This window comes from Pseudoclavibacter sp. RFBJ3, from assembly GCF_002931375.1.
In the GTDB taxonomy this organism is placed as follows: domain Bacteria; phylum Actinomycetota; class Actinomycetes; order Actinomycetales; family Microbacteriaceae; genus Pseudoclavibacter.
Map to the genome: position 1 here is coordinate 445,147 of NZ_PSXZ01000001.1, position 23,414 is coordinate 468,560.

At 69.2% G+C, this 23,414-nt stretch carries 18 protein-coding genes and 1 pseudogene; 6 read left to right on the top strand and 13 right to left on the bottom strand.

Annotation, left to right across the window (positions count from 1 at the left end; translation table 11 throughout):
- On the top strand, positions 1-1,803 hold the full coding sequence (locus tag C5E07_RS02095) for a beta-galactosidase family protein (RefSeq protein ID WP_104298229.1): 1,803 nt from the start codon (positions 1-3) through the stop codon (positions 1,801-1,803).
- 160 nt (positions 1,804-1,963) lie between these two features.
- On the opposite strand, the gene C5E07_RS02100 is transcribed toward C5E07_RS02095, so the two are convergent.
- Together C5E07_RS02100 and C5E07_RS02105 are read right to left on the bottom strand one after the other, a co-directional pair.
- Positions 1,964-4,879: a glycoside hydrolase family 32 protein gene (locus C5E07_RS02100; RefSeq protein ID WP_104298230.1), complete on the bottom strand. Its 2,916-nt coding sequence runs from the start codon at positions 4,877-4,879 to the stop codon at positions 1,964-1,966.
- 149 nt (positions 4,880-5,028) lie between these two features.
- Positions 5,029-6,081 (bottom strand): LacI family DNA-binding transcriptional regulator, encoded by a 1,053-nt coding sequence (locus C5E07_RS02105; RefSeq protein WP_308471349.1) that lies wholly within the window; start codon positions 6,079-6,081, stop codon positions 5,029-5,031.
- A gap of 101 nt (positions 6,082-6,182) precedes the next feature.
- Between C5E07_RS02105 and C5E07_RS02110 the strand changes: the two genes are divergently transcribed.
- The 5 genes from C5E07_RS02110 to C5E07_RS02130 all read left to right on the top strand — a co-directional run bounded on the left by C5E07_RS02110 (position 6,183) and on the right by C5E07_RS02130 (position 10,513).
- The gene (locus C5E07_RS02110) at positions 6,183-7,292 is read left to right on the top strand and encodes a substrate-binding domain-containing protein (protein WP_104298231.1); all 1,110 of its coding nucleotides are present in this window, start codon (positions 6,183-6,185) and stop codon (positions 7,290-7,292) included.
- Between the two features lie 66 nt (positions 7,293-7,358).
- Positions 7,359-8,393 carry an ABC transporter permease gene (locus C5E07_RS02115; protein WP_104240321.1) on the top strand — a complete coding sequence of 345 codons (1,035 nt, stop codon included), beginning with the start codon at positions 7,359-7,361 and terminating at the stop codon, positions 8,391-8,393.
- A complete protein-coding gene (locus C5E07_RS02120) occupies positions 8,390-9,190 on the top strand; it encodes an ATP-binding cassette domain-containing protein (protein ID WP_104298232.1) in 801 nt (266 codons plus the stop codon). The genes C5E07_RS02115 and C5E07_RS02120 overlap by 4 nt, the downstream gene beginning before the upstream one ends.
- Entirely contained in the window at positions 9,183-9,512 is a 330-nt protein-coding gene (locus C5E07_RS02125; RefSeq protein WP_104298233.1) for a putative quinol monooxygenase, read from the top strand. Before C5E07_RS02120 ends, C5E07_RS02125 begins: the two co-directional genes overlap by 8 nt.
- A 5-nt stretch (positions 9,513-9,517) precedes the next feature.
- Positions 9,518-10,513, top strand: coding sequence for a PfkB family carbohydrate kinase (locus tag C5E07_RS02130; protein WP_104298234.1), 996 nt, complete (start codon positions 9,518-9,520; stop codon positions 10,511-10,513).
- 19 nt (positions 10,514-10,532) lie between these two features.
- Here the strand turns inward: C5E07_RS02130 and C5E07_RS02135 are convergent, their stop codons facing one another.
- The 11 genes and pseudogenes from C5E07_RS02135 to C5E07_RS19360 form a co-directional block, all read right to left on the bottom strand.
- Positions 10,533-11,978 (bottom strand): glycoside hydrolase family 32 protein, encoded by a 1,446-nt coding sequence (locus C5E07_RS02135; protein WP_104298235.1) that lies wholly within the window; start codon positions 11,976-11,978, stop codon positions 10,533-10,535.
- A gap of 32 nt (positions 11,979-12,010) precedes the next feature.
- On the bottom strand, positions 12,011-13,513 hold the full coding sequence (locus C5E07_RS02140) for a glycoside hydrolase family 32 protein (RefSeq protein ID WP_104298236.1): 1,503 nt from the start codon (positions 13,511-13,513) through the stop codon (positions 12,011-12,013).
- Positions 13,510-14,448, bottom strand: a complete 939-nt coding sequence (locus C5E07_RS02145; protein WP_104298237.1) for an ABC transporter ATP-binding protein — start codon at positions 14,446-14,448, stop codon at positions 13,510-13,512. Before C5E07_RS02145 ends, C5E07_RS02140 begins: the two co-directional genes overlap by 4 nt.
- On the bottom strand, positions 14,445-15,350 hold the full coding sequence (locus C5E07_RS02150) for an ABC transporter ATP-binding protein (RefSeq protein WP_104298238.1): 906 nt from the start codon (positions 15,348-15,350) through the stop codon (positions 14,445-14,447). Before C5E07_RS02150 ends, C5E07_RS02145 begins: the two co-directional genes overlap by 4 nt.
- On the bottom strand, positions 15,347-16,366 hold the full coding sequence (locus tag C5E07_RS02155; RefSeq protein ID WP_104298239.1) for an ABC transporter permease: 1,020 nt from the start codon (positions 16,364-16,366) through the stop codon (positions 15,347-15,349). The genes C5E07_RS02150 and C5E07_RS02155 overlap by 4 nt, the downstream gene beginning before the upstream one ends.
- Before the next feature lie 9 nt (positions 16,367-16,375).
- On the bottom strand, positions 16,376-17,353 hold the full coding sequence (locus tag C5E07_RS02160) for an ABC transporter permease (protein WP_104240330.1): 978 nt from the start codon (positions 17,351-17,353) through the stop codon (positions 16,376-16,378).
- A 124-nt stretch (positions 17,354-17,477) separates the two neighbouring features.
- Complete coding sequence (locus C5E07_RS02165) at positions 17,478-19,127, bottom strand: ABC transporter substrate-binding protein (RefSeq protein ID WP_104298240.1); 1,650 nt, start codon at positions 19,125-19,127, stop codon at positions 17,478-17,480.
- A 52-nt stretch (positions 19,128-19,179) separates the two neighbouring features.
- Positions 19,180-20,235 carry a LacI family DNA-binding transcriptional regulator gene (locus C5E07_RS02170; protein ID WP_104240332.1) on the bottom strand — a complete coding sequence of 352 codons (1,056 nt, stop codon included), beginning with the start codon at positions 20,233-20,235 and terminating at the stop codon, positions 19,180-19,182.
- Positions 20,236-20,458: 223 nt separating this feature from the next.
- Positions 20,459-21,571, bottom strand: coding sequence for a TerC family protein (locus tag C5E07_RS02175; RefSeq protein WP_104298241.1), 1,113 nt, complete (start codon positions 21,569-21,571; stop codon positions 20,459-20,461).
- Between the two features lie 216 nt (positions 21,572-21,787).
- A complete protein-coding gene (locus tag C5E07_RS02180; RefSeq protein ID WP_104240334.1) occupies positions 21,788-22,888 on the bottom strand; it encodes a substrate-binding domain-containing protein in 1,101 nt (366 codons plus the stop codon).
- Positions 22,885-23,414: pseudogene (locus C5E07_RS19360) on the bottom strand (hypothetical protein); the annotation flags it as partial. The pseudogene C5E07_RS19360 and the gene C5E07_RS02180, both read right to left, overlap by 4 nt.

Below are 23,414 nucleotides of genomic sequence, written 5' to 3' on the forward strand. Positions count from 1 at the left end.
ATGACCTTCGAGATCGGCGAAGAGCACTTCCTGCTCGACGGCGAACCCCACCGCGTGCTCTCCGGGGCGCTGCACTACTTCCGCGTGCATCCCGAGCAGTGGGCCGACCGCATCCACAAGGCCAAGCTCATGGGCCTCAACACGATCGAGACCTACGTCGCCTGGAACGCCCACGAGCCCCGCAAGGGGGAGTGGGATGCGACCGGCTGGAACGACCTCGGCCGGTTCCTCGACCTGATCGCGGCCGAGGGGATGCACGCCATCGTGCGCCCAGGCCCCTACATCTGCGCGGAATGGCACAACGGCGGGCTCCCGACGTGGCTCACCGCGATGCCCGGGGTGGGGCTGCGACGCTCGGAACCCAGCTACCTGCACGAGGTCGAGACCTACCTGCAGCGCGTCTACGACATCGTCGCGCCGCGGCAGATCGACGTCGGCGGCCCCGTGGTGCTCGTGCAGATCGAGAACGAGTACGGCGCCTACGGCAACGACACCGCCTACCTCGAGCGGCTCGTCGAGGTCACCCGCGAGGCTGGCATCACGGTGCCGCTCACGACGATCGACCAGCCCACCGACCAGATGCTGAGCGACGGCAGCGTCGACGGCGTGCACCTCACCGGCTCGTTCGGGTCGCGCGCCGACGAGCGCCTCGCCACCCTGCGGCGCCACCAGCCGACCGGCCCGCTCATGTGCGCCGAGTTCTGGGACGGCTGGTTCGACTGGTGGGGCGCCTTCCATCACACGACGAGCGTCGAGGATGCGGCTCGCGAGCTCGACGCGCTGCTCGCCGCCGGCGCCTCCGTGAACTTCTACATGGTCCACGGTGGCACCAACTTCGGCCTCACCAACGGGGCGAACCACAAGGGCAGGTACCTGCCCATCGCGACCTCCTACGACTACGACGCGCCGCTCGACGAGGCAGGGAACCCCACCCCGAAGTTCTTCGCGTTCAGGGACGTCATCTCGAAGTACGCCGACGTGCCGGCGGAGACCCCCGCGCTCGCGGTCCCAGCCCCAGAGCTCGAGGTGCCGCTCTCCGTCGTGGCACCGGATGCGTGGCTCCCGCCCGTCAGTCCCGAACGCCACACGACGCCCCCGACCTTCGATGCCCTGCAGCACCTGAGCGCCCTGGTCGCCTACGAGACCGAGCTGCCGCGCGCATCCGCACCCCGCCTGCTGGAGTTCGAGGACGTGCGCGACTTCGCGTGGCTCTCCATCGATGGCGTCCCCTTCGGCACGCTATCGCGCACTCTCCACGAGACGTCGATCGTCGTGCCCGCCGGGACGCGGCTGCGCGTGCTCGTGGAGGAGCAGGGTCGCGTCAACTACGCCGAGCGCATCGGCGAGGAGAAGGGCATCATCGGCACGCCGCTCCTCGACGGGGCTCCCCTCGAAGGCTGGACGGCGACGCCCATCGACGTCGCAGAGGCCGGAATCGCGATCGGCCCGGCGCTCACCGGCGCACCCGGCGCCGGTGGTGCTGCTCTTGCTGCGGCCGACGCATCCGCGCCACTGGCTCATCCCGAGACGCCGCTCGGGCTCACCGGGCTTCGCGGAGAGTTCGAGCTCGAAGCGCCGAGCGACCTCTACCTCGACACCGCCAAGTGGGGCAAGGGGTACGCCCTGGTGAACGGGTTCCTGCTCGGGCGCTATTGGCGCAGCGGACCGCAGCAGACGCTCTACGTGCCGGGCTCGGTGCTCCGCGCCGGCGTCAACACGGTCGCGATCGTCGAGCTCGAGGTGACGGCGTCTCCCGTCGCTCGCTTCGTCGCGCAGGCCACGCTCGGCCCCCTCGAGGAGTAACCGGGGACCGTCCCGCGCCCCGCACACCCGCCGGCCCCTGCGCCCGCCCCGTCTGCGACGCTGCCCGGCGTTTCGCCCTCTGGGAGTGGTCTCAGAGGGCGAAACACCGGGCAGCGATCGGCGATAGGGTCCGCCGGGCCCTATCGCCGGGACGCCCTTGCTACTGACGTCGGCGACCGAGTCGTCGAGCACCCAGCACCGCTCCGCCGCCGACAAGCGCCAGGCCGAAGAGGACCGCCGCCAGGGGGAAGTCCGCGCCGGTCGACGCCAGCCCCTCCGGAGTCGGCGTCCCGGTGTCCGATCCTCCCTGAGGCGTGGATGTGGGTGCGGACGTGGACGTGGGTGCGGATGTGGATGCGGAGGTGGCTGACGGCGAGGGCGAGGCGCCCCCGGTCGGAGTTGCCGTGGCCGTCGCGGTCGGCGGGGTGACGACGGCTCCGGGCTCCTGCCACATCGTCGGCGTGACCGGCGTGACGGTGATGCTGCGCAGCGTCGCCGCTCCACCCTCGGACCAGGCGGTGATGGCGTCCGCGCCCTCGTTCGGGAACACCTGATCGGTGATGGTCACCATCCCGTCCGCCGTGAAGAGCTCGACGGATGCGCGATCCAGGTAGAGGGAGAAGGTGACCGAGCCGTCATCGTCGAGGGCGACCGGCGCATCCTCCACCGATGCGAAGGCGGGGTGGAAGTCGACGTTGCCGGAGTTCGTCCGGTCGACGAACAGGCGTCCCTGCGAGGCGTCGTAGCCGATGCGGGTTCCCGACTCGGCGTCCCCGAAGACCGTGATTCCCGCCCGCTGCGCCTCGCCCGGTTCCAGGGTCACCTCGAGCTTCACGACGTCTCCCGAGAGTCCGAGATCCACCGCGCCGTCGAGGGCGACGTCCGTGCGCGTGGCCGCGCCTGCAACGTCGAGCTGCTCATCGACCTGGGGAACGACCTGCTGCTTGAGGCGCGGTCCCGCCGGAGTCGAGGTCAGGACGACCTCGCGCGGGAGCGTCATCGAGCTGCGCCACGTCGAGGTGGGGATGTCGTTGGCGTAATCCCAGTTGTTCATCCAGCCCTGCATGATCCGGCTCCCCTCCGGGGTGCCGAAGTACGAGACCGTCGCGTAGTAGTCGCGGCCCCAGTCGAGCCAGTCGTAGCTCTCGAGCGTCGATGGGACGCTCGTGTCGGCGAACATGATCTGGTCCAGCATCAGGTGGCCCCAGCCCGACCTGTTCTGATCGACCGCCTGAATCATGGCCTGCTGTCCGCGGAGGTCGGAGACGTCCCAGCTCGCCCAGTCGAGCGTCTCGCTGTTCCTGCCGGTCGCCGTGCGCACGACTTCGCCGTCGACGATGAGGTTGACCGCGGTCTCCTCCGAGCGAAGCTGCGAGGGCTCGTCGCCGATCACGAGGTGATCGAAGGTGAGGTGCCCCCAGCCGCCTGTCGCCTCGTCTCGAACGCGGAGCTGCGCATCCTTGCCGGCGAACTCGCTGATGTCCCACGACTGCCACGTCATCTGCCCGGCGTTGGCGCCGGTCTGCGTGCGCACGACGCTGCCATCGACGAGCAGCTCGACCTGGAGGGTGCCGTCGGTGCGGTTGCCCCCGCCGACGAGGAAGGAAGCGAAATCGCCGTCGAGCGTGAAGGAGGGCGACGTGATCGTGCCCGTGTTGTCGTCTCCGAGCGGCCCGCCCTCCCACGTGTTGACGCGCTTGTCGCCGAGCGCGTACTCGCCGCTCGTCGTCGAGGGACTGCGTGCCGGGTCGAGGGCGAAGTCGCCCGTCGCCTCCCAGCCTGAGCCGAGGAGGTTCTCGCCATCGGCGAGCTCGAAGTCGAAGACGGTGGTGCCCGCCGGCGGTTCGTTCCCGAGCTGCGAGCCGTCCACGTGCGGGTGGTTGCCTCCGCCGACGAGCAGGTTGATGACGTCGGATTCGATCGTGAACTGCGGGGACTCGAGCGAGCCCACCGGCCAGTCCCCGCCGTGGAAGCCGTTCGCGAAGCCGGCTCCGATGGCGCCCTTGACTGGGCCCTGGCCTGGCAGCGTCCCGGCCGCCGGTGCAAGCCCCCACGGGCCATCGGCCTCGTTCCCGGACTCGTTGGTGACGGTCCACCCGCTGAAGTCTCCGCCGTCGAAGGTCGCGAACGGGGTTCCTTCTGCCGTGGTGCCTGGCTCGACGGTGGTCTCGCTGGTGAACTCGGTGCCGTCGAAGTCGCCGACGAAGTACTGGCCCCCGCTGCCGCCAGCCACGGCACCCGGGTTGAGATTGACGACCATGACCCATTTCGTCTCATCCGGGTTGCCGTCGACGGGCAGCTCGAAGAGCTCCGGGCACTCCCAGATGCCCTCCGTGGAGTTCGCGGGCCCGAACTCCGAGAGGTGCTCCCAGGAGCGCAGGTCGGTGCTCTTCGCGAGGATCACCTTGTGGTCGACCGCCTCGACGGCCGCCATGACCCAGTACGCACCGGCCGGACCGTCGTACCAGAAGACCTTCGGGTCTCGGAAGTTGGCGGAGCCGCGGTCGTAGACGGGATTGCCCTCGTGCTTCGTCCAGGTGTATCCGCCGTCATTGCTGTAGGCGAGCGACTGGGCCTGGATCCCGGGGTGAGTCGGATGATCCTGGGTGTACGCGCTCGTGTAGATGGCGACGAGCGGGGGCTTGTCTCCGGTGCCGAAACCGGAGCTGTTGGTCTCGTCGACGACGATGGAGCCAGAGAAGATGTCCTCGATCGCGACTCCGGAATCGTCGAAGGTCTGGGGGAGTGCGAGCGGCTGCTCCTCCCAGTGCATGAGGTCGGTGGAGGTCGCGTGGCCCCAGCTCATGTTCCCCCAGCGTGTGCCCTCTGGGTTGTGCTGGTAGTAGAGGTGATAGACACCGTCGACGTACACCATGCCGTTGGGGTCGTTCATCCAGTTCTTCTCGGGAGAGAAGTGGAACTGCGGGCGGAACTGCTCCTGTCCCGCCTCGGCCGACTCCTCGGCGGTGGCTGTGGCGGCTGTGCCGGCGAGGACGGCGAACGCGATGCTGGTTGCTGCCAGCGCGGCGAGAGCCTTCCGCGTCGTTCTCGGGTGTCTCGGTGACGTCGATGTCATGGATTCGCTCGATTTCTTCTCAGTGCGTCGAATGCAACGGACTGGACTGACAACGATGTCAATCCATTTCGAGCGATGCTAGAGACTGTCCACCGGACAAAGCAAGAGTCGATTGGCGTCGACCTCGACGAGTGGGGGTGAGTGCCTCGTCAGGAGGTGGGGGCGAGGATCTCGCCGCTGCCGCGCTCGATGAGGCGGGTTGGGACGGTGACGCGCTGGGCGGGGCCACGGTCGCCGCCGAGGCGGTCGAAGAGCAGCTCGGCGGCGCGCTGCCCGATCTGCTGTGGGTCCTGGGCGATCACGGTGACGCCGGGAACCAGCAGGTCTGCAAGTGGGAGGTCATCGAAGCCGACCAAAGCGATCTCGTTCTGCAGTCCCCGCTCCCGGAGGGCGCGCAGGGCCCCGATGGTGACGAGGTTCTGGGCGCTGAAGACCGCCGTCGGTGGCGTTTCGGAGTCGAGCAGTCGGCCGAGCGCCGCGCGCGAGGTCTCCTCGTCGTGGAGCTCCGTGACGATCGTGGCGAGCCGTGTGGGGATGCCGGCCTCACCCAGGGCTTCGAGGAAGCCTCGACGGCGCTCTTCGGCTGTCTGGATCGAGAGTCGGTCGGTGAGGAGCGCGATCCGCTGGTGGCCGTGCTCGATCAGGTGCGCCGTCGCCCGCGCTGCCGCGGCCTGGTTGTCGCTCGAGACGACGTCGAGGTCGAGCCCCTGGGGGACACGGTCGACGAACACGGCCGGGATGTCCCGGTCGCGGAGGGTGGTGAGGTAGGTGGGCTGCTGGGTCGTCGTCAGGATCAGGCCGTCCACGCGCCGTCGCATGAATGCGCTGACGGCACCCTCCTCGCGGGTGGCGTCGTCGTCGAGCGACGATGCGAACACGGCCACGCTGTGGTGCAATGCCGCGTCCTCCACGGCCCGGTGGATCGCGGCCGCGAACGGGTTGTCGACGCTGCCGACCAGGAGGCCGATCGTCCGGCTGCGTCCGTCAGCTCTGCGGAGGTTCCCGGCGGCGAGGTCCACGTGGTAGTTCAGGGCCCTGACGGCGTTCCACACTCGCTCGGTGGTGGTCGCGGACACGTTCGGCTCGTTGTTGACGACGCGGGAGACGGTCTTCACTCCGACGCCTGCGAGGGAGGCGACCTGCTTCATGGTCGTGCGCGAGCGCCCGCTCGCGGGGTCGTCTCGCCGAGGTGCTGTTGTCACGATCGACCTTTCTTTCGACGGCCTGTTGACTCTACTCGGCGCATGGAGTACAAACGTCGTTGACAACGTTGTCAATCAACGCAGACGATCAGGGGAATTCAATGAAGAACCGCAATCCAATCGCTCGGAAGCCATTTCTCGCCGCCTCCTCGGTGCTCGCCATCGCAGCGCTGACGCTGACGGGATGCGCCGGAGCCGACCAGGGCGCGCAGGGTGGGGGAGAGGGCGACATCGGCGTCTCGCTCATCGTCAAGACCAACTCGAACCCGTTCTTCATCGCGATGCAGGACGGCGCGCAGACGGCAGCGGATGCGAACGGGGTGACGCTCACCCTCGCTGCAGGCAAGGAGGACGGCGACGAGGACACGCAGATCCAGGCCATCGAAGCGGCCATCTCCAAGGGCGACGCGGGAATCCTCATCACCCCGAACGGGCCTGCCGTGCTCGACGCAGTCCAGAAGGCTCGCGACGCCGGCCTGTTCGTCATCGCCCTCGACACCGTGCCGGACCCGGCGGACTCCGTCGACATCACCTTCGCGACCGACAACTTCCTCGCCGGGCAGTACGTCGGCGAGTGGGCAGCGGACTCGCTTGCTGGCAAGGATGCCGTCATCGGCCTCATCGACCTCTTCGACGACAAGGCGGTCTCGGTCGACTACAACCGGAACCAGGGGTTCCTCCAGGGCATGGGCATCGAGCTCGGCAGTGACACGGTCAACGGCGACGAAGCCCCGCAGGGGAACTACTCCGGCGGACAGGGCGGCAAGTACACGATCGTCGGGAACGAGGCATCCCAGGGTGCCGAGGACGGTGGGCGCACGGCGATGGAGAACCTCCTCGCCAAGAACCCGGACATCAACGTCGTCTACACCATCAACGAACCCGCCGCCTACGGTGCCTACCAGGCTCTCGAGGCAGCGGGGAAGAGCAAGGACGATGTCACGATCGTCTCGATCGACGGCGGATGCGCCGGTGTCGGCCAGGTCGCAGACGGCATCATCGACGCCACGAGCCAGCAGTACCCGGTGAAGATGGCGGAGCTCGGCGTCGAGGCGATTGCCGAGCTCGTCGGAACGGGCAGCACCCCGGAGACCAGCGAAGGCCTGGACTTCTTCAACACGGGTGTCTCGCTGGTGACCGACCAGCCCGCTGACGGCGTGGAGTCCATCGACACGACCGAGGGTGCGGAGCTCTGCTGGGGCACGAAGTAGTCCAGCACCCGTCGCGACAGCCGCACGGCGCCGCGACGCCTCTCGCCACTGCAAGGAAGTGAACTCGTGACTCAGACCTCTCCTCCCACCTCATCTCTCGACCTCGCCGCCGAATTCCTCGACCGGCGGACCCCGCTCGATCGGGTCCGCGGCGTCCTCCACCGCTATCCGGCCATCAGCCCGGCCGTCGTGCTCGTGATCGCCATCATCGTCTTCGGCACGATCAACCCCAGGTTCTTCGCCCCGGGGAACCTGTCGCTCATCCTCGACCAGGTCTCCGTCGTGGGCACGGTCGCCATCGCCCAGACGCTCATCATCCTGACCGCAGGCATCGACCTGTCGGTCGGGGCTGCCATGATCCTGGCGTCGATGGTCACCGCGCAGACCGCGGTCCAGAACGGGTTCCCGGCCCCGCTGGCGCTGCTCGCTGGCCTGCTCGCCGCGCTGGCCGCGGGCACCCTCAACGGGTTCCTGGTCACGAGGGTCAAGCTGCCGCCCTTCATCGCGACGCTCGGCACGCTGAACGTCTTCGTCGCGCTGACGCTGCTGTACAGCGGCGGGCAGACGATCCGCAAGGCGGAGATGCCGGAGCTGCTCACGTGGACGGCCACCGCCTTCCCGGTCGGCGACGTCATGCTCACCGTCGGCGTCATCATCATGTTCGCGCTCTACGTGCTCGTCGCGTACGTGCTCGGGCGGACCGCGTGGGGGAGGCACGTCTACGCGGTCGGCGACGATGCCGAGGCTGCGCGACTGGCTGGCATCTCCACGACGAAGGTGCTCATGAGCGTCTACGTCGTCGCCGGTGCCGTCCTCGCGGTCGCCGCGTGGATCCAGATCGGCCGATCCGGTGCCGCCAGCCCCAACGCCGGCGCCGACCTCAACCTCGACTCGATCACCGCCGTCGTCATCGGCGGAACCTCGCTCTTCGGCGGGCGGGGAATCATCTGGGGAACGCTGCTCGGGGCGATCATCGTGGGCGTCTTCCGAAACGGTCTCTTCCTTGCAGGCGTCGACGGTCTCTATCAGACCCTCGCCATCGGAATTCTCGTCATCGTCGCGGTCTCCGTCGACCAGTGGATCAGGAAGGTACGCAAATGAGCCTCGTAGCAGACGCGGTCGAGCCCACGACAGCACCGAAGGGGATCCCGGTCCTTGAGGCGAAGCGGCTGGTCAAGACCTTCGGCAAGGTCGTGGGGCTGGATGGGGTGAGCCTTCAGCTGCACGCCGGAGAGGTGCTCGCGATCATCGGCGACAACGGCGCCGGGAAGTCGACGCTCATCAAGTGCCTCACCGGCGCCTACGTGCCGGACCAGGGAGAGCTGCTGCTGGACGGCGAGCCGGTCCACTTCAAGCGACCGCAGGATGCACGCGACGCTGGCATCGAGACCGTGTACCAGAACCTCGCGGTGTCGCCTGCGCTCGACGTGGCATCCAACCTCTTCCTCGGGCGTGAACGGCGCAAGCCCGGCATCGCGGGCACGGTGTTCCGTGCCCTCGACACCTCGGGGATGCGCAAGGAGGCCCGCGAGCAGGTCCAGCGCCTCGGCATCTCGACGCTGCAGGACGTCACGGTCGCCGTCGAGAACCTGTCAGGCGGTCAGCGGCAGGCGGTCGCGGTCGCGCGGGCGGCGGCGTTCGGATCGAAGGTCGTCGTGCTCGACGAGCCGACGGCGGCCCTGGGCGTCCGGGAGTCGAAGCAGGTGCTCGAGCTCATCGAGCGGCTCCGCGAGCAGGGCGTTCCCGTCATCCTGATCTCGCACAACATGCCGCACGTCTTCCAGGTCGCCGACCGGATCCACATCCAGCGCCTCGGGAAGCGAGCGGCGACCATAACGCCGCAGTCGCACACCATGACCGACGCCGTCGCGATCATGACGGGGGCCGCTGATGCGTGAGGGCGAGGACGGCGCATCGGGCGCTGAGCAGACGACGCTCTACGCGGAGTTCACGGCCAGGCCCGGCACCGAGGCCGCAGTCCTGGAGCTGATCCTCGCCTACGCCGAGGTCGTGCGAGCCGAGCCAGGCAATCTGGAGTTCCAGGTCTACCGCAGGCAGGAGGCGCCTGCCCGATTCCTGGTCTTCGAGATCTACGCGGACGACGCCGCGTTCCAGGCCCACCTGGCGCATCCTGCTGGGCAGGCCTTCAACGACCGGCTCACCCCGCTCATCGAAGAGGCGCAGAGCGAGCTGAGCTTCCTGCGCTCGACGGGGCGTTGATCGGGATGCGAGGCACCGCAGACACCGCAGACGTGGCGCCCGGACTGTCAACCGCCAGCGTCCTCGTCATCGGCGAGGCGCTCGTCGATGTCGTCCACCGGGTGGACGGGAGCATCGACGAGAGCCCAGGGGGAAGCCCCGCGAACATGGCGCTCGCGCTCGGACGACTCGGCTGTCGCCCCCGCCTGCTGACGCGGATCGGCGACGACCGGCGCGGCGAGGGCGTCCGCGCGTGGCTGCAGGCGTCCGGCGTCGAGATCCTGACCGGAGGGGGATCGAGCGCCGGCGCCACGTCGACGGCCACCGCGTTCCTCGACGAGTCGGGGTCGGCGCGCTACGACTTCCAGCTCGACTGGGACGTCCGAGTCGATGACGTCGTGACTGCCGGCATCGTGCACACCGGGTCCATCGCGGCCCTGCTCGAGCCGGGCGCACGCGAGGTGCTCCAGGCGATCCGGCGACTGCGCGGAGGTGCGCTCGTCACCTACGACCCGAACATCAGGCCTGCACTCCTCGGCGATCACCGCGAGGTCCGTGGGCGCGTCGAGGAGATCGTGGCGCTCGCGGATGTCGTGAAGGCCAGCGACGAGGACCTCACCTGGCTCTACCCCGGGGAACGCCTCGCCGACGTCGCCAGCGCCTGGCGGGCGATGGGCCCCTCGGTCGTCGTCGTCACCGCAGGGGGCAGCGGTGCAACCGCAGTGACCGAGGCCGGAACGACGGACGTCGCCGCGGCCTCGGTTGCGGTGGCCGACACAGTGGGCGCCGGCGACACGTTCATGTCGGCGATCATCGAGGGCATGCTCCGGCTCGGCTTCAGGGACGGCGCGGCCCGCGGGGCCCTCCGCCGCATCGATCGCGGAGACCTGAGCAGCCTGCTGGAACGAGCGGCCAGGGCGGCGGCGATCACCGTCTCCCGTCCCGGCGCAGACCCGCCCTCATCTGCCGAGCTGGCTGAAGAGCCCCGGCCACGCGTGCCCGTCGCGGCCGCGCTGGACTGAGCACACGGGCGAATGCGCCTCAGCGGACCTCGAGCTCGATGATCTCGAGGTCCGCGAAGGTCATCTGGCCGCCCGCGGCGAGCAGCCGGATGCCGTCGTCGGCTGGCAGCGGGAACACGCGATGCGAGTGCACCTCGAACCCCTCGCCGACGAAGACCTCGATGCTGGACCGGTCGACGAGGATCCGAAGGCGGAGCGATCCCGTCGACGCGTCGATGCTCGTCGTCGTCGCGCCGCCGCTCGGGCTCCACGTCTCTCCGCGGTCCACGGAGATCGAGGCATCCGCGAACGACACCCCCACCCCGATGCGCCGGGCACCCCCGCTCGCACGACGGAGCTCCAGCCCGGCACCGGTGGGTGGCGAGCTCGGGTCCCAGCGCAGTTCGCAGCGCAGCTCGTACGCCACCGCCCGCACCTCGAGGTCCGAGAACCCGGCGACGGCGACGGTCCCCAGCGAATGGCGGCGAGTGGCGTGCTCCAGGAGCGCAGCCGGTGGCTGAGCGCTCAGCGCGTAGCCGCTGCCGCGTCGGTGCAGGCGAAGCTCCCGCACGATCATGTCGTCGCCGTTGTACCCGTCGGTCACCATCGATGGCGCATTGTGCGGGTAGTCCCAGAAGTTCGCCCAGCCGATGGCGCGGCGCAGCGACTCGTCGACGTCTCCGCCCGCATCATGCGCGTCGTAGGTGACGGCGCCGTAGAAGTCGAACCCGTGGTCGAGCCACAGGGCCTCCCGCTCGTCGCAGGTGAAGGCCGAGCCATCGAACTCGCCGACCCAGTAGGCGTACGTCGCGGGCAGGCCCCTCTCCTTGCCGTTCGCACTCGTGCCGAGGACCCAGTGGCGCGTGCCGTCGCTCGCGCGCATCCGGAACAGGTCGGGGCATTCGAGGAGGCCGATGCCCTCGATGCGATGCTCGCCGACCCGCCGCCAACCGTGCAGGTCAGCCGACACGTAGAAGCCGATCGTGTCGCCCTCCGCGTGGAGCATGCACCAGCGCGCACGGTCGTCATCCCACACGACCTTCGGGTCGCGGAAGTCGACGACCCCGGGGTTCGCGAGGACGGGGTCGGGCGCGCCAGGCGTGAAGGTGCGCCCGCCATCCGTCGAGACCCAGAGGTACACCGCCTGCACGCCAGCCGGCGCCTGCGTGACCAGCCCGACAACCGCGTCACGTCCGTACCCGGCCGTGTTGTGCGCATCGACGACGACGGAGCCCGACCAGCAGTCCCCGTTCCCGTTCGCGAACTTGGGGATCGCCGTTCCCTGATCGCTGAAGCGAACGTGGTCCCGCGTGGTCGCGAGCCGCCACGAAGTTCCGATCCCGCCTTCGACGTAGTCGTCGTTCGCCAGGTAGTAGGAGAGGTACTCGTCGCCCACGCGGATGGGGCGCTGCGGATCGTTCTTCCACCCGCGGGGCACGCTCATGTGGAACGCGGGACGGAAGGTGGTCGGTGCGGTGCTCGTCATCAGGTTCCCTCGGGGGTGGGTCGGTGCCGTGTTCAGTGCAGCTGGATCCGGTTGTGCTCCTCGGCGCCTGCCATGTGCCACGCGGTCGCGCGCGTGACCGCCGCGTTCCCCTCGACTCTCGCGCCGAGCGCATCGGTGCGGGTGGGGTAGACACGAGCCGTCAGGGCGATGCCATCGCAGAACACCTCGATCGAGGACCGATCGACGACGATGCGGAGACGCGAGGGGCGCTCGCAGTCGTCGGCGGTGCCCGGCTCCGGCACCGTGCCGGCGAGGCGCGAACGGTCCGCGGTCGTGTCGGCGGAAGACCGGGATCGGTCGAGGCTCAGGTGCAGCGCTCCGTCCCGGCGAGCGAGTTCGACGACACACGCCTCCTCGCCGTCCGGGGTGGCGAGAACGGTCACGGCGAGCCGGCGACCGTCCCCGACGAGCGCATCCACCTCGATGTCGAGGGTGTCGCCAGACCAGTCGCCGGCGAGCTCGTGCGTTCGCAGGGCGGCGAACTCCGGAACCGGCTCCTGCCGGACGACGCCCGCACGGTCGAGCCACAGGGTCCGGGGGAGGGCCATGGCCCCCGACCAGCCCGAGGCGATCATGGCCTCGTCGGTGCGCCCCTCCTGCATCCACGACCAGAGGATGCGTCGGCCCGCCTCGTCGCGGTACGTCTGCGGGGCGTAGGCGTGGCGCCTCCCGAGATCGAGCCGCTGGACACGGTCGATCTGGAACCGGTCATCCCGATACCTCCCGAGGGCGATCAGCGGATGCAGGGTCGCGCCCTCGTGCCAGGCGGAGAAGATGAGCGCGTGCGGGTCGCCGCTCGCGGCGTCCGGCGCTGCCGTCGCCGCGGTTCCAGCTGAGTCGCCGGGGAGCAGCCGGAAGAAGTCGACGCACTCCCACATCGTTCCCGTCCAGTCCGGGTCGTCGAGAGCGATCTGGCCAGCGGGGAGCGACGCGAGCGGGCCGATGAGCCGCCACTCGCGGAGGTCAGTGGACTCGTAGAGGAACGCGCACCCACCGTCTCCGCGCACCCCCGAGCCGATGAGCTGGCGCCACACGTCGCCTTCGCGCCACACGCAGTGGTCGCGGTACGCCGTGAGGTCACCTTCGGGAGGGGTCGAGATGACCGGCTCAGGCAGCGGCGACCACTCCTCGAGATCGGCCGAGCCGACGGCGAGGCACGGCAGCTCGCGGAGCCCCTGGCGGCCAGAGTAGATCAGCGTGGGCGTGCCAGCGTCGTCGACGAGCACGCCGGACCAGCAGCCGTCGCCGTCGGCGCCCTCTCCGGGGCGGAGCGCGATCGGACGATCGCGCCAGTGCACGAGATCGTCGCTGACGGCGTGACCCCAGTGGATGCGGTTGTGCACCGGAGCTTCCGGGTTGTGCTGGTAGAAGAGGTGGTGGAGGCCGTCGATCTGCGCGACCCCGTTCGGGTCGTTGAGCCAGCCGGCCGGCGAGGTGAAGTGGAAGGCGGGGCGAAGCCGGTCCGATTGAGCCCTCACGAGCTGCTCGTCGGCGCGGACGGTGGTGTCGGTCATTCGTTCTCCTCGGGTGCGAGCACCCAGTGGTCGTTGTCGGCGTCGACGATGCGGCGCGAGAGCGCCGGCGCGGAGGTCCACGCGGCGATCTCCTCCCGCAGGCGGGCGCGAACGCCGACATCCGGCGCGGAGCTCCGATTGGGGTCGGGGACGGCGCCGACGAGCAGGCGCGTGTAGGGGTGGCTGGGGTTGGCGAGCAGCGTGGTCGACTCGCCGCCCTCGACGATCCGTCCGCGGTGCATGACCAGGATCCGATCGGCGAGGTACCTCGCCGAGGCGAGGTCGTGCGTGACGTAGAGCATGGCGATGCCGCGTTCGTCCCTGAGCCCGGCGAGCAGGTTCAGCACGCCGATGCGCACGGAGACGTCGAGCATCGACGTCGGTTCGTCGGCGAGGATGACATCGGGTTCCACGGCCAGCACACGCGCGATGGCGATGCGCTGCCGTTGGCCGCCCGAGAGCTCGTGCGGGAATGCGCTCAGGACCTGGCGATCCAGGCCCACCGACTCGACGAGCTGGGCGCATCGTTCGTGCACGTCGCCCTGGCCCATGCCGTGCAGCTGGAAGGTCCGCTCGAGGACCGCCCCGACGCGGTGGGCCGGGTTGAGCGATCCGAAGGGGTCCTGGAACACCATCTGCACGCGGTTCCGGTATGCGCGGGAGGCTGAGCGGCGCTCGGAGCGCAGGACATCCACTCCGTCGAGCTCGACGGTTCCCGACGTCGGCTGCTCGAGGCGCGCGACGCACCGCGCCAGCGTCGACTTGCCCGACCCGGACTCGCCGACGAGCGCGACGATCTCACCGCGGCCGATCGACAGGTCGACGTCGGACAGGGCATCCACCGCGCCGCGGCGGCCGAAGAGGCCGGCACCGGGGAACCGCTTGGAGAGGCCCCGCACGCGCAGGACGGGTTCGTGCTCGGTGACGACGCTCATCGCGTCTCCTCCTCGATCAGTGCGCCGCTCGGAGCGACGAGGTGGCCAGGGGCGACCTCGACGAGGTCGGGGACATCGGTGAAGCGCACACCCTCAGCCAGGCCGGAGAGCTTCGTCCTCGGGCCGCTGATCGGTGGGAACGCCCCGAGCAGCGCCCGGGTGTACGGATGACGCGCGCCGTCCCGGATGACCGCGGCGGGCGCGACCTCCACGATGCGGCCGGCGACCATGATGCCGATGCGATCGGACAGCTCGAGCATGAGCGACATGTCGTGGGTGATGAACAGGACGGCGAAGTCGAGCTCCTGCTGGAGGTCCCGGATCTGCTGCAGGATGTCCTGCTGCACCACGACATCGAGGGCCGTCGTGGGCTCATCGAGGATCAGCAGGCGGGGGCGGAGCGAGCAGGCCATCGCGATGACCACCCGCTGTCGCTGGCCGCCGGAGAGCTGATGCGGGTACGAGCGGAGACGGTCCGCGCCCACCCGGACCATCTCGAGGAGCTCCCCTGCGCGGCGCCATGCGTCGCGCTTCGAGATGCGCTCGTGGGCCCGCAGCGTGTCGACGAGCTGGTCGCCGATGCGCATCACCGGGTTGAGCGAGCTCATCGCCGATTGGAAGACCATGGCCACCTCCCGCCAGCGCCAATCGCGAAGGCGCCCGGCGTCCATGCTCAGCACATCCTGGCCGTCGAAGAGGATGCTGCCGCCCGTGATCCGGGCCGGCTCCTTCAGCAGCCGCATGATGGCGTTCGCGCACGTCGACTTCCCGCAGCCGGACTCCCCGGCGAGGCCGAGGATCTCACCCTGCGCGATCGAGAAGGACACACGGTCGGCGCCGCGGACGGACCGCTCGTCGCTGACGTAGTCGACCGTGAGGTCGCGGACTTCGAGGACGCTCATCGTGCCTGCTCCTTGCGGTCGACGGTCGTGGGCGCCGTTGCGGTCCGCGCGGTGCGCGGCCTCCGGAGCCGTGGGTTGGTGACCTCGTCGACCGCGTAGTTGCAGAGGGCGAGGGCGAAGGCGACGAGCGCGATCGCGAGACCGGAGGGGACGAAGATCCACCACTGGCCGATCATGAGCGCGCCGTCGCTCGACGCCCAGAACAGGTTTGTGCCCCACGAGAGGGTGTTCGGGTCGCCGAGCCCGAGGAACTCGAGGCCGGCCTGCGCTCCGATCGCTCCGATGATGCAGGCGAGGAGCGTGGTCATCACGATCGATGCCACGTTGGGCAGCATCTCCCGCAGGATGATCGACAGCGGTCGCTCTCCGGAGGTGATGGCGGCGCCGATGTAGTCCTTGCCGCGGATCGAGAGGCCCTGAGCGCGGAGCACTCGAGCGCTGCCAGCCCAGCCCGTGATGACGAGCACCGCGATGACGGTGCCGAGTCCCGGCGGGAGGAACGCGGCGAGCAGCACCAGCAGCGGGAGGCCGGGAATCAGGAGGAAGACGTTCGTCACCAGCGAGAGCGCATCGTCCACGCGCTTGCCGAAGAAGGCGCTCGTGAGCCCGACGACGATGCCGACGAGCGTCGAGAGCACACCCGCGACGAACCCGACGAGCAGGCTCGAGCGAGCTCCCCAGACGGTGAGCGCGAGCACATCCTGCCCCTTCGCGGTGGTGCCCAGCAGGTGATCCGCGCTAGGTGGCGTTGCTCCGCCCGACCCGATCCGAGACGGGTCACCTGGGAAGATCACGGGTGCGGTGAGCGCGAGCACCACGAACACCAGCAGGATGATGAGCCCGGATAGCGCCTTCTTGTTGCGCAGCAGGGCGCGGAGCAGGCGCGTCAGCTGACGTCCGCGCGAGCGGTTCTGCGCATCCGGCTCACGGGTGGCGATCGGGCTGGTGCTCGGCGGTTGGCTCGCGTCGCGGACGGCTGAGGCGTGCGCGAGCGACTCGGGGCTTTGGATCGACATGGGTACCTCTCAGCGCACGCGAACGCGCGGGTCGAGTCGGACGTAGATGAGGTCGACGAGGAAGTTCGCGAGGAGCACCGCGGCGGTGATCGTGAGGAACAGGCCCTGCATGAGCGGGTAGTCGAGGCCCTGGACGGCAGCGAGCAGCTGGTAGCCGACGCCCGGGTAGGCGAAGACGACCTCGGTGAGCAGAGCCCCGCCGACGATGAAGCCGAGGCTCATCCCGATGGAGGTGACGCTCGGGAGCAGCGCGTTCCTGGCCCCGTACCGGAGCATGACGCGCGACGAGCTGAGCCCCTTCGCCTCCGCCATGAGGATGTAGTCCTCCGAGTTCGTGGCGATCATCGTGTTGCGCATGCCGAGCATCCACCCGCCGATCGACACGAGCACGATGGAGAGCGCAGGCAGGACCAGGTGCGCCGCGACGTCGCTGATGAACACCGGATCCCACGACGGGGTGAGGCCGACGCTGAACGCGTGCCGCAGCGGGGCCCACCCGAGCATGACTCCGAAGACGTAGAGCGCGCCCATCGCGAGCCAGAAGTAGGGGAACGAGCCGATGAAGACCAGCAGGGGCGGGACGATCGAGTCGAGCACCCCACCGCGACGCCACGCGGCCAGGATGCCGAGGAGGTTGCCGATGATCACGGCGATGAACAGGGACACGGCGCCGAGGAGCAGCGTCCACGGCAGCTGCTGGGCGATGACCTCCGTCACGGGGGTCGGGAACCTCGAGATGGAGACGCCGAAGTCGCCGGTGAGGATGCGCACCAGGTACTCGGGGTACTCCTGCCACCATGGGCCGCCGTTGACGCCGAGCATCTCGCGAAGGGAATCGACCTGCTCAGGGTCGAGCCGCTGCTGAGAACGCGAGAGCATGCGCGTCACGGGGTCTCCCGGCATGAGACGCGGGAGGAGAAAATTGAGGGTTATGGAGACCCAGAAGGCCAGCAGGTAGAACCCGAGCCTGCGCAGAATGAAGCTCACGACATCCTCCTCGATGGATGGAGCGGGTGGAGTTGATGGGATGGCGGCGCGGCCCCTTCAGGGCAGGCGGCGGCTGGGCCGCCGACCGGGGTATGGCCCGGCCGGCGGCGAGAGAAGGCGGCTGCTACTCGGCGGGTGTCAGCTTCGTGAGCACGAGCACGGTGGTGGAGGAACGGGTCGCGAGGGTCGCGTACGGGTCCTCCTCCGTCGGCCAGCCGACGAAGCGCTCGGTCGTGTACGCACCCCATTCAGGGCCCGAGAACAGGGGGACGACCGGGGTCTGCTCCGCGAAGAGCTGCTGCAGGCCCGAGGTCGCGGCTGCCTGCTGCTCCGGCTCGGACGCGCTGGCCAGTTCGGAGAGCAGCGCATCGGCGTCCGCACTGCCGAAGCGGTGGTAGTTGTCGAAGGTCTGCTCGCCGACGGGAACGACGGTCTCCGTCGACATCGTGTTGCGGTAGTACTGGTACGGAGTCGGCGCGGCGGCGCTCCAGACGATGCCGGTCTCGAAGTCGCCGGTCTCGTATCCGGCGACGACCGAGGCCCAGTCGGGCGAATCGACGGTCGCCTGGATGCCGAGCTCGCCCAGGTTCTGCGCGATGATGTTCGCGACCGAGAGCCAGTCGCTCGACGTCGAGCCGACCGAGATGGTGAAGGAGAACGGCTGGCCGTCCGGAGTGGTCCGCATCCCGTCTGCGCCCTCCGGGTATCCAGCCGCGTCGAGGAGGTCTGCCGCCGCTGCGAGGTCGAGCGAGGCCCAGCCGCAGGAGTCCGCAACCGCCTCGTCGCGCCAGGTGTCATACGCGCCAGACAGCCCGGTGCAGTCCGCCGCCTTCGTGTAGCCGGACATGCCGACGTCGACGATCTGCTCGCGGTCGAGCGCCATGGACAGCGCCTGACGGACGCGGACGTCGGAGAACATCGGGAGGGTCGTGTTGAGCTGCCAGTTGATCATCGATCCCGTCGGCGGGAACCAGTAGTGCCGCTTCTCGGGGTCGCGGTCGACGAACGCGGTCTGGATGTTCGGAATGTACTGCGGGGCCCAGTCGACATCGCCGTTGATGGCCGCCAGGTTGGCCCCGTCGTTTCCGGCGAACGCCAGCATCCGGATGCCGGGGATGTTCTGGGCGCCCTCCTGCCAGTAGTTCGGGTTCGGCAGGAGGTCGAACGACTGCGCCTGGAAGTTCGTGACCTCCGTGTAGGGGCCGGTGCCGACGGGCAGAGGGTTCTCGAAGTTGCCGGGATCCTCCTCGGCCGCCCAGATGTGCTCGGGGACGAGCGTCAGCTGGCCCAGCTCGTAGAGCGCCGGGCTGTACGGCTTCGAAAGCGTGAACTCGACCGTGTCCGCATCGACGGCCTTGGCGTCGGCGAGGTAGTCGAATCCGCCGAGCAGCTCGCGCTGCAGGTCGACGGTGAACACGACGTCGTCGGCGGTGAACGCCTCGCCGTCGGACCACAGCACGCCGTCGCGGAGGTCGAAGGTCTGCGTGAGGCCGTCGCCGCTCGTCTCCCAGGACTCGGCGAGCCACGGCACGGTGTCGCCAGCGGCGGGGTTGTAGATGAGCATCGACTCGTAGATCGCCTGCTGCGTCATCGGGGCGGCGGTCGGCGAGAACGGGTTGAAGTTCTGGCTGAACGTCCCCATGTCCTCGCGAGGGATCGTCAGGAGTGCCTCACCGGCGCCGGAAGCGGACGCAGTGCAGCCGGACATGGCGACCGCGGCAACGGCGCCCATGCCGACCACGGTGACGACGCGCTGTCTGATGGATAGGGTCATGGTGTCTCTTTCTTCGCGTGCGTAGGAGTTCGCAGGGCAGGGATTTGCTCGATCATCGGATTCGACCTCCGATGGACGAGCGCGAGCGCAGCGGGCAGGCGATCTCGATCTGTCGATCGGTGATCGTCTCGCCCGCTGCCAGCGAGGTGAGCATGGTCACCCCTGCCGCGCCCATCTCCTCGAAGGGAAGGGCGACGGTGGTCAGGCCGGGTCGCAGGTAGCCGGCCAGGATCTCCTGGTCGTCGAAGCCCACGACGGAGATGTCCTCGGGAATCCGGAGCCCGCGTTCCTTGATGGCGTCATAGGCGCCCATCGCGACGCGGTCGTTGCCGCAGAAGATCGCGGTCGGTCGCTCGGGCAGATCGAGGAGTCTGGTGGCCGCGGCGTAGCCACCATCCGCTGTCCCGTCGCTCGACTCGATGAGCTCGTCGCCGAGGGGGAGCCCCGCCAGGCGCATCTCGTCGCGGAGGCCCGCGAGGCGGCCGACCGTCGCCGCGATACCGGGGGAGAGCGTGATGTGGCCGATGCGCTCGTGTCCGGCGTCGAGGAGCGCGCGAGCGGCCGTGCGCCCGCCCTGGCGTTCATCGGGGACGATGCTCGGCACTCGGTTGTCGAGGTCGTAGCAGTTCACCAGCACGCAGGGCACGTCGTGCGCGTTGTCCGGCACGCGGATGCCGCGATGCCAGGTCGCGGCGATGATGATGCCCTCGACCCGCTGCTCGAGCAGCTTCTCGATCGCGAGCGACTCCATGGTCGGCTCCTCGTCGCTCGGGGCGATGAGGAGGAAGCTGCCGAGCTCCCACGCGGCGGCCTGGGCGCCCTTCACGATGTCGACGGCGAACGGGGCCGTCACGATCTCCGTAACGAGGCCGTACCATCCGGTGCGCTGGACGGCGAGTGCTCTGGCTGCCGCGTTCGGGCGGTACCCGAGCTCGGCTGCGGCATCGCGGATGCGGCGCCTGGTGCCCTCCGGGATGGCCGCGTCCGTTCCGTTCAGAGCGAAGGAGACTGCCGTCCGGCTGACGCCCGCGTGGCGTGCCACGTCGGCCATCGTGACTGCCTTCGCACGCACGGGACCCCCGTGTGCCGACGCATTCTGACCGCTCATTGGAATCCTGTCTTCGTTGACTAACTCGCGTTAATGCGAGCGATAGGAGCACAGTACGACACTGACTAACGCGCGTCAACTGGAGCGCTGGCCCTGTCCTCGCCGAGGCGTCGCATCGCAGCTTTCGCCCCACCTGCGACGCTGCCCGGCGTTTCGCCCTCTGAGAGTGGTCTCAGAGGGCGAGACGCCGGGCAGCGTTCGCGGTGTCGGGGTTCTGCGGCGGCTAGGCGTCGCGGGAGTCGCCGCCGGAGACGGGGGACCCGCTCGAGGTCGCGTCGCTCGCGGCGCGGCCCGCGCTGGCGGCGCGGGGCGCATCCGCAGCGTCGGCCGCCGTCTCGATGGGCTCGTCCTGCACCGTGGAGCGCTCGGACTTGCTGCGGTCGTTCCGCGTCTTGAGGAGGCTCGCGATCGTGGCGACCGCGATGGTCGTTCCGATGAACGTGAGCGAGAACCAGATCGGGATCTCCGGCACCCACAGCAGCGGCTCGCCGCCGTTGATGAACGGCACCTCGTTGACGTGCAGGGCGTGGAAGACGAGCTTCACGGCGATGAAACCGAGGATCACGGCGAGGCCCTGGCTGAGGTAGACGAGGCGCTCGAGCAGTCCGCCGATGAGGAAGAACAGCTGGCGCAGGCCCATGAGCGCGAAGGCGTTCGCGGTGAACACGATGTACGCCTCGTTGGTGAGCCCGTAGATCGCGGGGATCGAGTCGAGCGCGAAGACCAGGTCGATGAAGCCGATCGCGACGATCGTGAGGAGCATCGGGGTGACGAAGCGCTTGCCGTCCTTCTTCACGGTCATCTTGTCGCCGTGGTACTCATCCGTGACGGGCAGGATGCGGCGTACGAAGCGCATGAAGGCGTTGTTCGAGGGGTCTCCGTGGTCGCCCTTGATCTGCTGGTAGGCGAGCACGAACAGCAGCGCGCCGAACAGGTAGAACACCCAGGAGAAGTTCTCGATGAGGGCGGCCCCCACGGCGATGAAGCCACCGCGCATGATGAGCGCGATGACGATGCCGATCATCAGCACCTTCTGCTGGTAGATCTTGGGCACCGCGAAGCCGGTCATGATGATGAGGAACAGGAAGAGGTTGTCCAGCGACAGCGCCTTCTCTGTCAGGTAGCCGGCGAAGTACTCGCCACCGTAGCGCCAGTCGGTGACGAAGCCGATGCCGACGCCGAACAGCAGCGCGAGGCCGATGTAGAACGCCGACCAGCGAGCGGATTCGCGGATGGTCGGCTCGTGCGGCTTCCGCACGTGCGCGAAGAACTCGTAGACGAAGAATCCGATCGTCACCGCGATCGTGATGAGCCAGACAGTGGTCGTGACCTGCATGGGGGTACTCCAAAGGGGGATTGGTGTTCGACAACGACACCAAGGTCTCCTCCGCCCCGACCAGATCAGCGACGCTGACATGGCGGAACCGGTGCCCCGGAACGTGGAATCACGCTCGTATTGACGGGCACACCGCAGACGGGAGTACTCCCCTTGCTTCGGAAGAGCTTAGGGGGATGCCCGGGCGGGAAGGCTGGGAGAACGCCCGCAAACGCCTCAGCTGTCGCGAGGCGGTGCCGTGGAGAGTCGCGAGTTGAAGCTCGGGCTGAGCACGGTGCGGTGCACGGGGCGCGTCGGGTCGGCGATGCGCGCGAGCAGGGTCGTCACGGCGGCCCGCCCGAGCGAGGAGCGGGGCGGCGTGACCGCGGTCAGCGCCGGCGTGAAGAGGTCGGCGACCTCGTCGTCGTAGGCGACCACCGACAGGTCCTCCGGCACGCTCAGCCCGCGGGCGAGGGCGACGTCGATGATCGCCATCGCCTCCCGGTCGGAGTGCACGAGGAGAGCCGTGACGCCCGCCTCGAGGACTGCATCGAGCACGGCATCCACCGCCCCCGAGAATCGCGGGTCGCGGCGGTCGGGCAGGATGCGCTCGACATGCTCACCTGGCGTGAGGCCGAGCTCGCGGCACGCGGCGGACCAGCCCGCGATGATCTTGCGCGAGGTGGGGGAGTTCCGCGAGATGAACAGGCCGACCTTGCGGTGCCCGAGCTGCGCGAGGTGCCGGGCCGCGAGCACGGCGCCCAGCGCGTGGTCGGTGGTGACCGATTCGGCCGGGGTGCGGTCGGGGCCGACGACGGCGTCGCGTTCGGCGAGCACAAACGGCAGGCCGGATTCGTGCAGCCACTCCATGACCTCGCGCGCGTGGTCGGTGTCGGTGTTGGGCGCGACGACAAGGCCGGTGACGCCCTCGTGCTCGACCATGCGCTCGAGCACGGGCCGCTCATCCTGCATCTCGTAGGACGTGCCGCGGAGCAGGAGCTTCGCGCCCTGCTCGCGGGCCGCCTGCTCCATGCCGCGGATGACGCGCGGCCAGTAGAAGTCGAGTGACGGCACGAGCACGCCGATGGTCTGCTGCGCGCCGTTGTTCGCCTGGCGCGCCTGCAGGGCCGGTGCGCCGTCGGGCGGGAGCACCGCGCCGCCGTGCACGCGCACGAGCAGCCCCTCCGCTTCCAGCTGCTGCAGGTCGCGTCGCAGCGTGACGGGGGTGACATCCAGAGCGTCGGTGAGCTCGGCGACCCGCACCGCGCCGGACGCGAGTAGCCGCTCGAGGATGAGGTCCCGCCGCTCGGTCGCGAGTCGTGATCCCTGTTCCATCATTCTGTGACCCCCACAGCTTCTGTCTGCCCGAGGGGCAGTGTCGAGTGCTCTTGTCGCGCGGTGACGGTCAGCGTTGACCGGTGTGCGACGTCGAGGTCGAGTCGCACGAGTCTAGGGCCCCACACGTCCGTGAGCATCGGATCCTCGAGCTCGATGGGCGTCAGGCTCGCGTGCACGCCCTCGTCCCATGTGATGCGGATGCGCGGGGCGCCGGCGAGCGGGGTCACCGTCGCGCCGCGGCGAGCGGGGCCGGCCTCGGCATTGGCGCTGGCGCTGGCGCAGTCCTCGTCGCCGCCGCTGTCGCTGTCCTTGTCGCCGTCGAGCGCGACCTCCCCGGCGAGCAGAAGCCGCAGCTGCGTCGCACCGGCGGCTTCCGCTGCGGAGAGTTTTGGCGAAGTGCGGTTCGTGTCGCGGGCGATCGCGTTTGGCCACAACTTTGCGGGCGCCGCGCGCTCTGCGGCCACGGCCGCGGGCTCTGCGGGGGCATCCGCGGGCGCGGGGGAGGTGGTGGATTCTGCGGGTGGGG

What these genes read in the sequence shown, in the direction of transcription:
- C5E07_RS02150 (WP_104298238.1), bottom strand. Translation starts at nt 15,350, where the DNA reads ATGAGCGTCCTCGAAGTCCGCGACCTCACGGTCGACTACGTCAGCGAC.
- C5E07_RS02120 (WP_104298232.1), top strand. Translation starts at nt 8,390, where the DNA reads ATGAGCCTCGTAGCAGACGCGGTCGAGCCCACGACAGCACCGAAGGGG.
- C5E07_RS02125 (WP_104298233.1), top strand. Translation starts at nt 9,183, where the DNA reads ATGCGTGAGGGCGAGGACGGCGCATCGGGCGCTGAGCAGACGACGCTC.
- C5E07_RS02100 (WP_104298230.1), bottom strand. Translation starts at nt 4,879, where the DNA reads ATGACATCGACGTCACCGAGACACCCGAGAACGACGCGGAAGGCTCTC.
- C5E07_RS02095 (WP_104298229.1), top strand. Translation starts at nt 1, where the DNA reads ATGACCTTCGAGATCGGCGAAGAGCACTTCCTGCTCGACGGCGAACCC.
- C5E07_RS02135 (WP_104298235.1), bottom strand. Translation starts at nt 11,978, where the DNA reads ATGACGAGCACCGCACCGACCACCTTCCGTCCCGCGTTCCACATGAGC.
- C5E07_RS02155 (WP_104298239.1), bottom strand. Translation starts at nt 16,366, where the DNA reads ATGTCGATCCAAAGCCCCGAGTCGCTCGCGCACGCCTCAGCCGTCCGC.
- C5E07_RS02110 (WP_104298231.1), top strand. Translation starts at nt 6,183, where the DNA reads ATGAAGAACCGCAATCCAATCGCTCGGAAGCCATTTCTCGCCGCCTCC.
- C5E07_RS02145 (WP_104298237.1), bottom strand. Translation starts at nt 14,448, where the DNA reads ATGAGCGTCGTCACCGAGCACGAACCCGTCCTGCGCGTGCGGGGCCTC.
- C5E07_RS02140 (WP_104298236.1), bottom strand. Translation starts at nt 13,513, where the DNA reads ATGACCGACACCACCGTCCGCGCCGACGAGCAGCTCGTGAGGGCTCAA.
- C5E07_RS02170 (WP_104240332.1), bottom strand. Translation starts at nt 20,235, where the DNA reads ATGAGCGGTCAGAATGCGTCGGCACACGGGGGTCCCGTGCGTGCGAAG.
- C5E07_RS02175 (WP_104298241.1), bottom strand. Translation starts at nt 21,571, where the DNA reads ATGCAGGTCACGACCACTGTCTGGCTCATCACGATCGCGGTGACGATC.
- C5E07_RS02180 (WP_104240334.1), bottom strand. Translation starts at nt 22,888, where the DNA reads ATGATGGAACAGGGATCACGACTCGCGACCGAGCGGCGGGACCTCATC.
- C5E07_RS02165 (WP_104298240.1), bottom strand. Translation starts at nt 19,127, where the DNA reads ATGACCCTATCCATCAGACAGCGCGTCGTCACCGTGGTCGGCATGGGC.
- C5E07_RS02130 (WP_104298234.1), top strand. Translation starts at nt 9,518, where the DNA reads ATGCGAGGCACCGCAGACACCGCAGACGTGGCGCCCGGACTGTCAACC.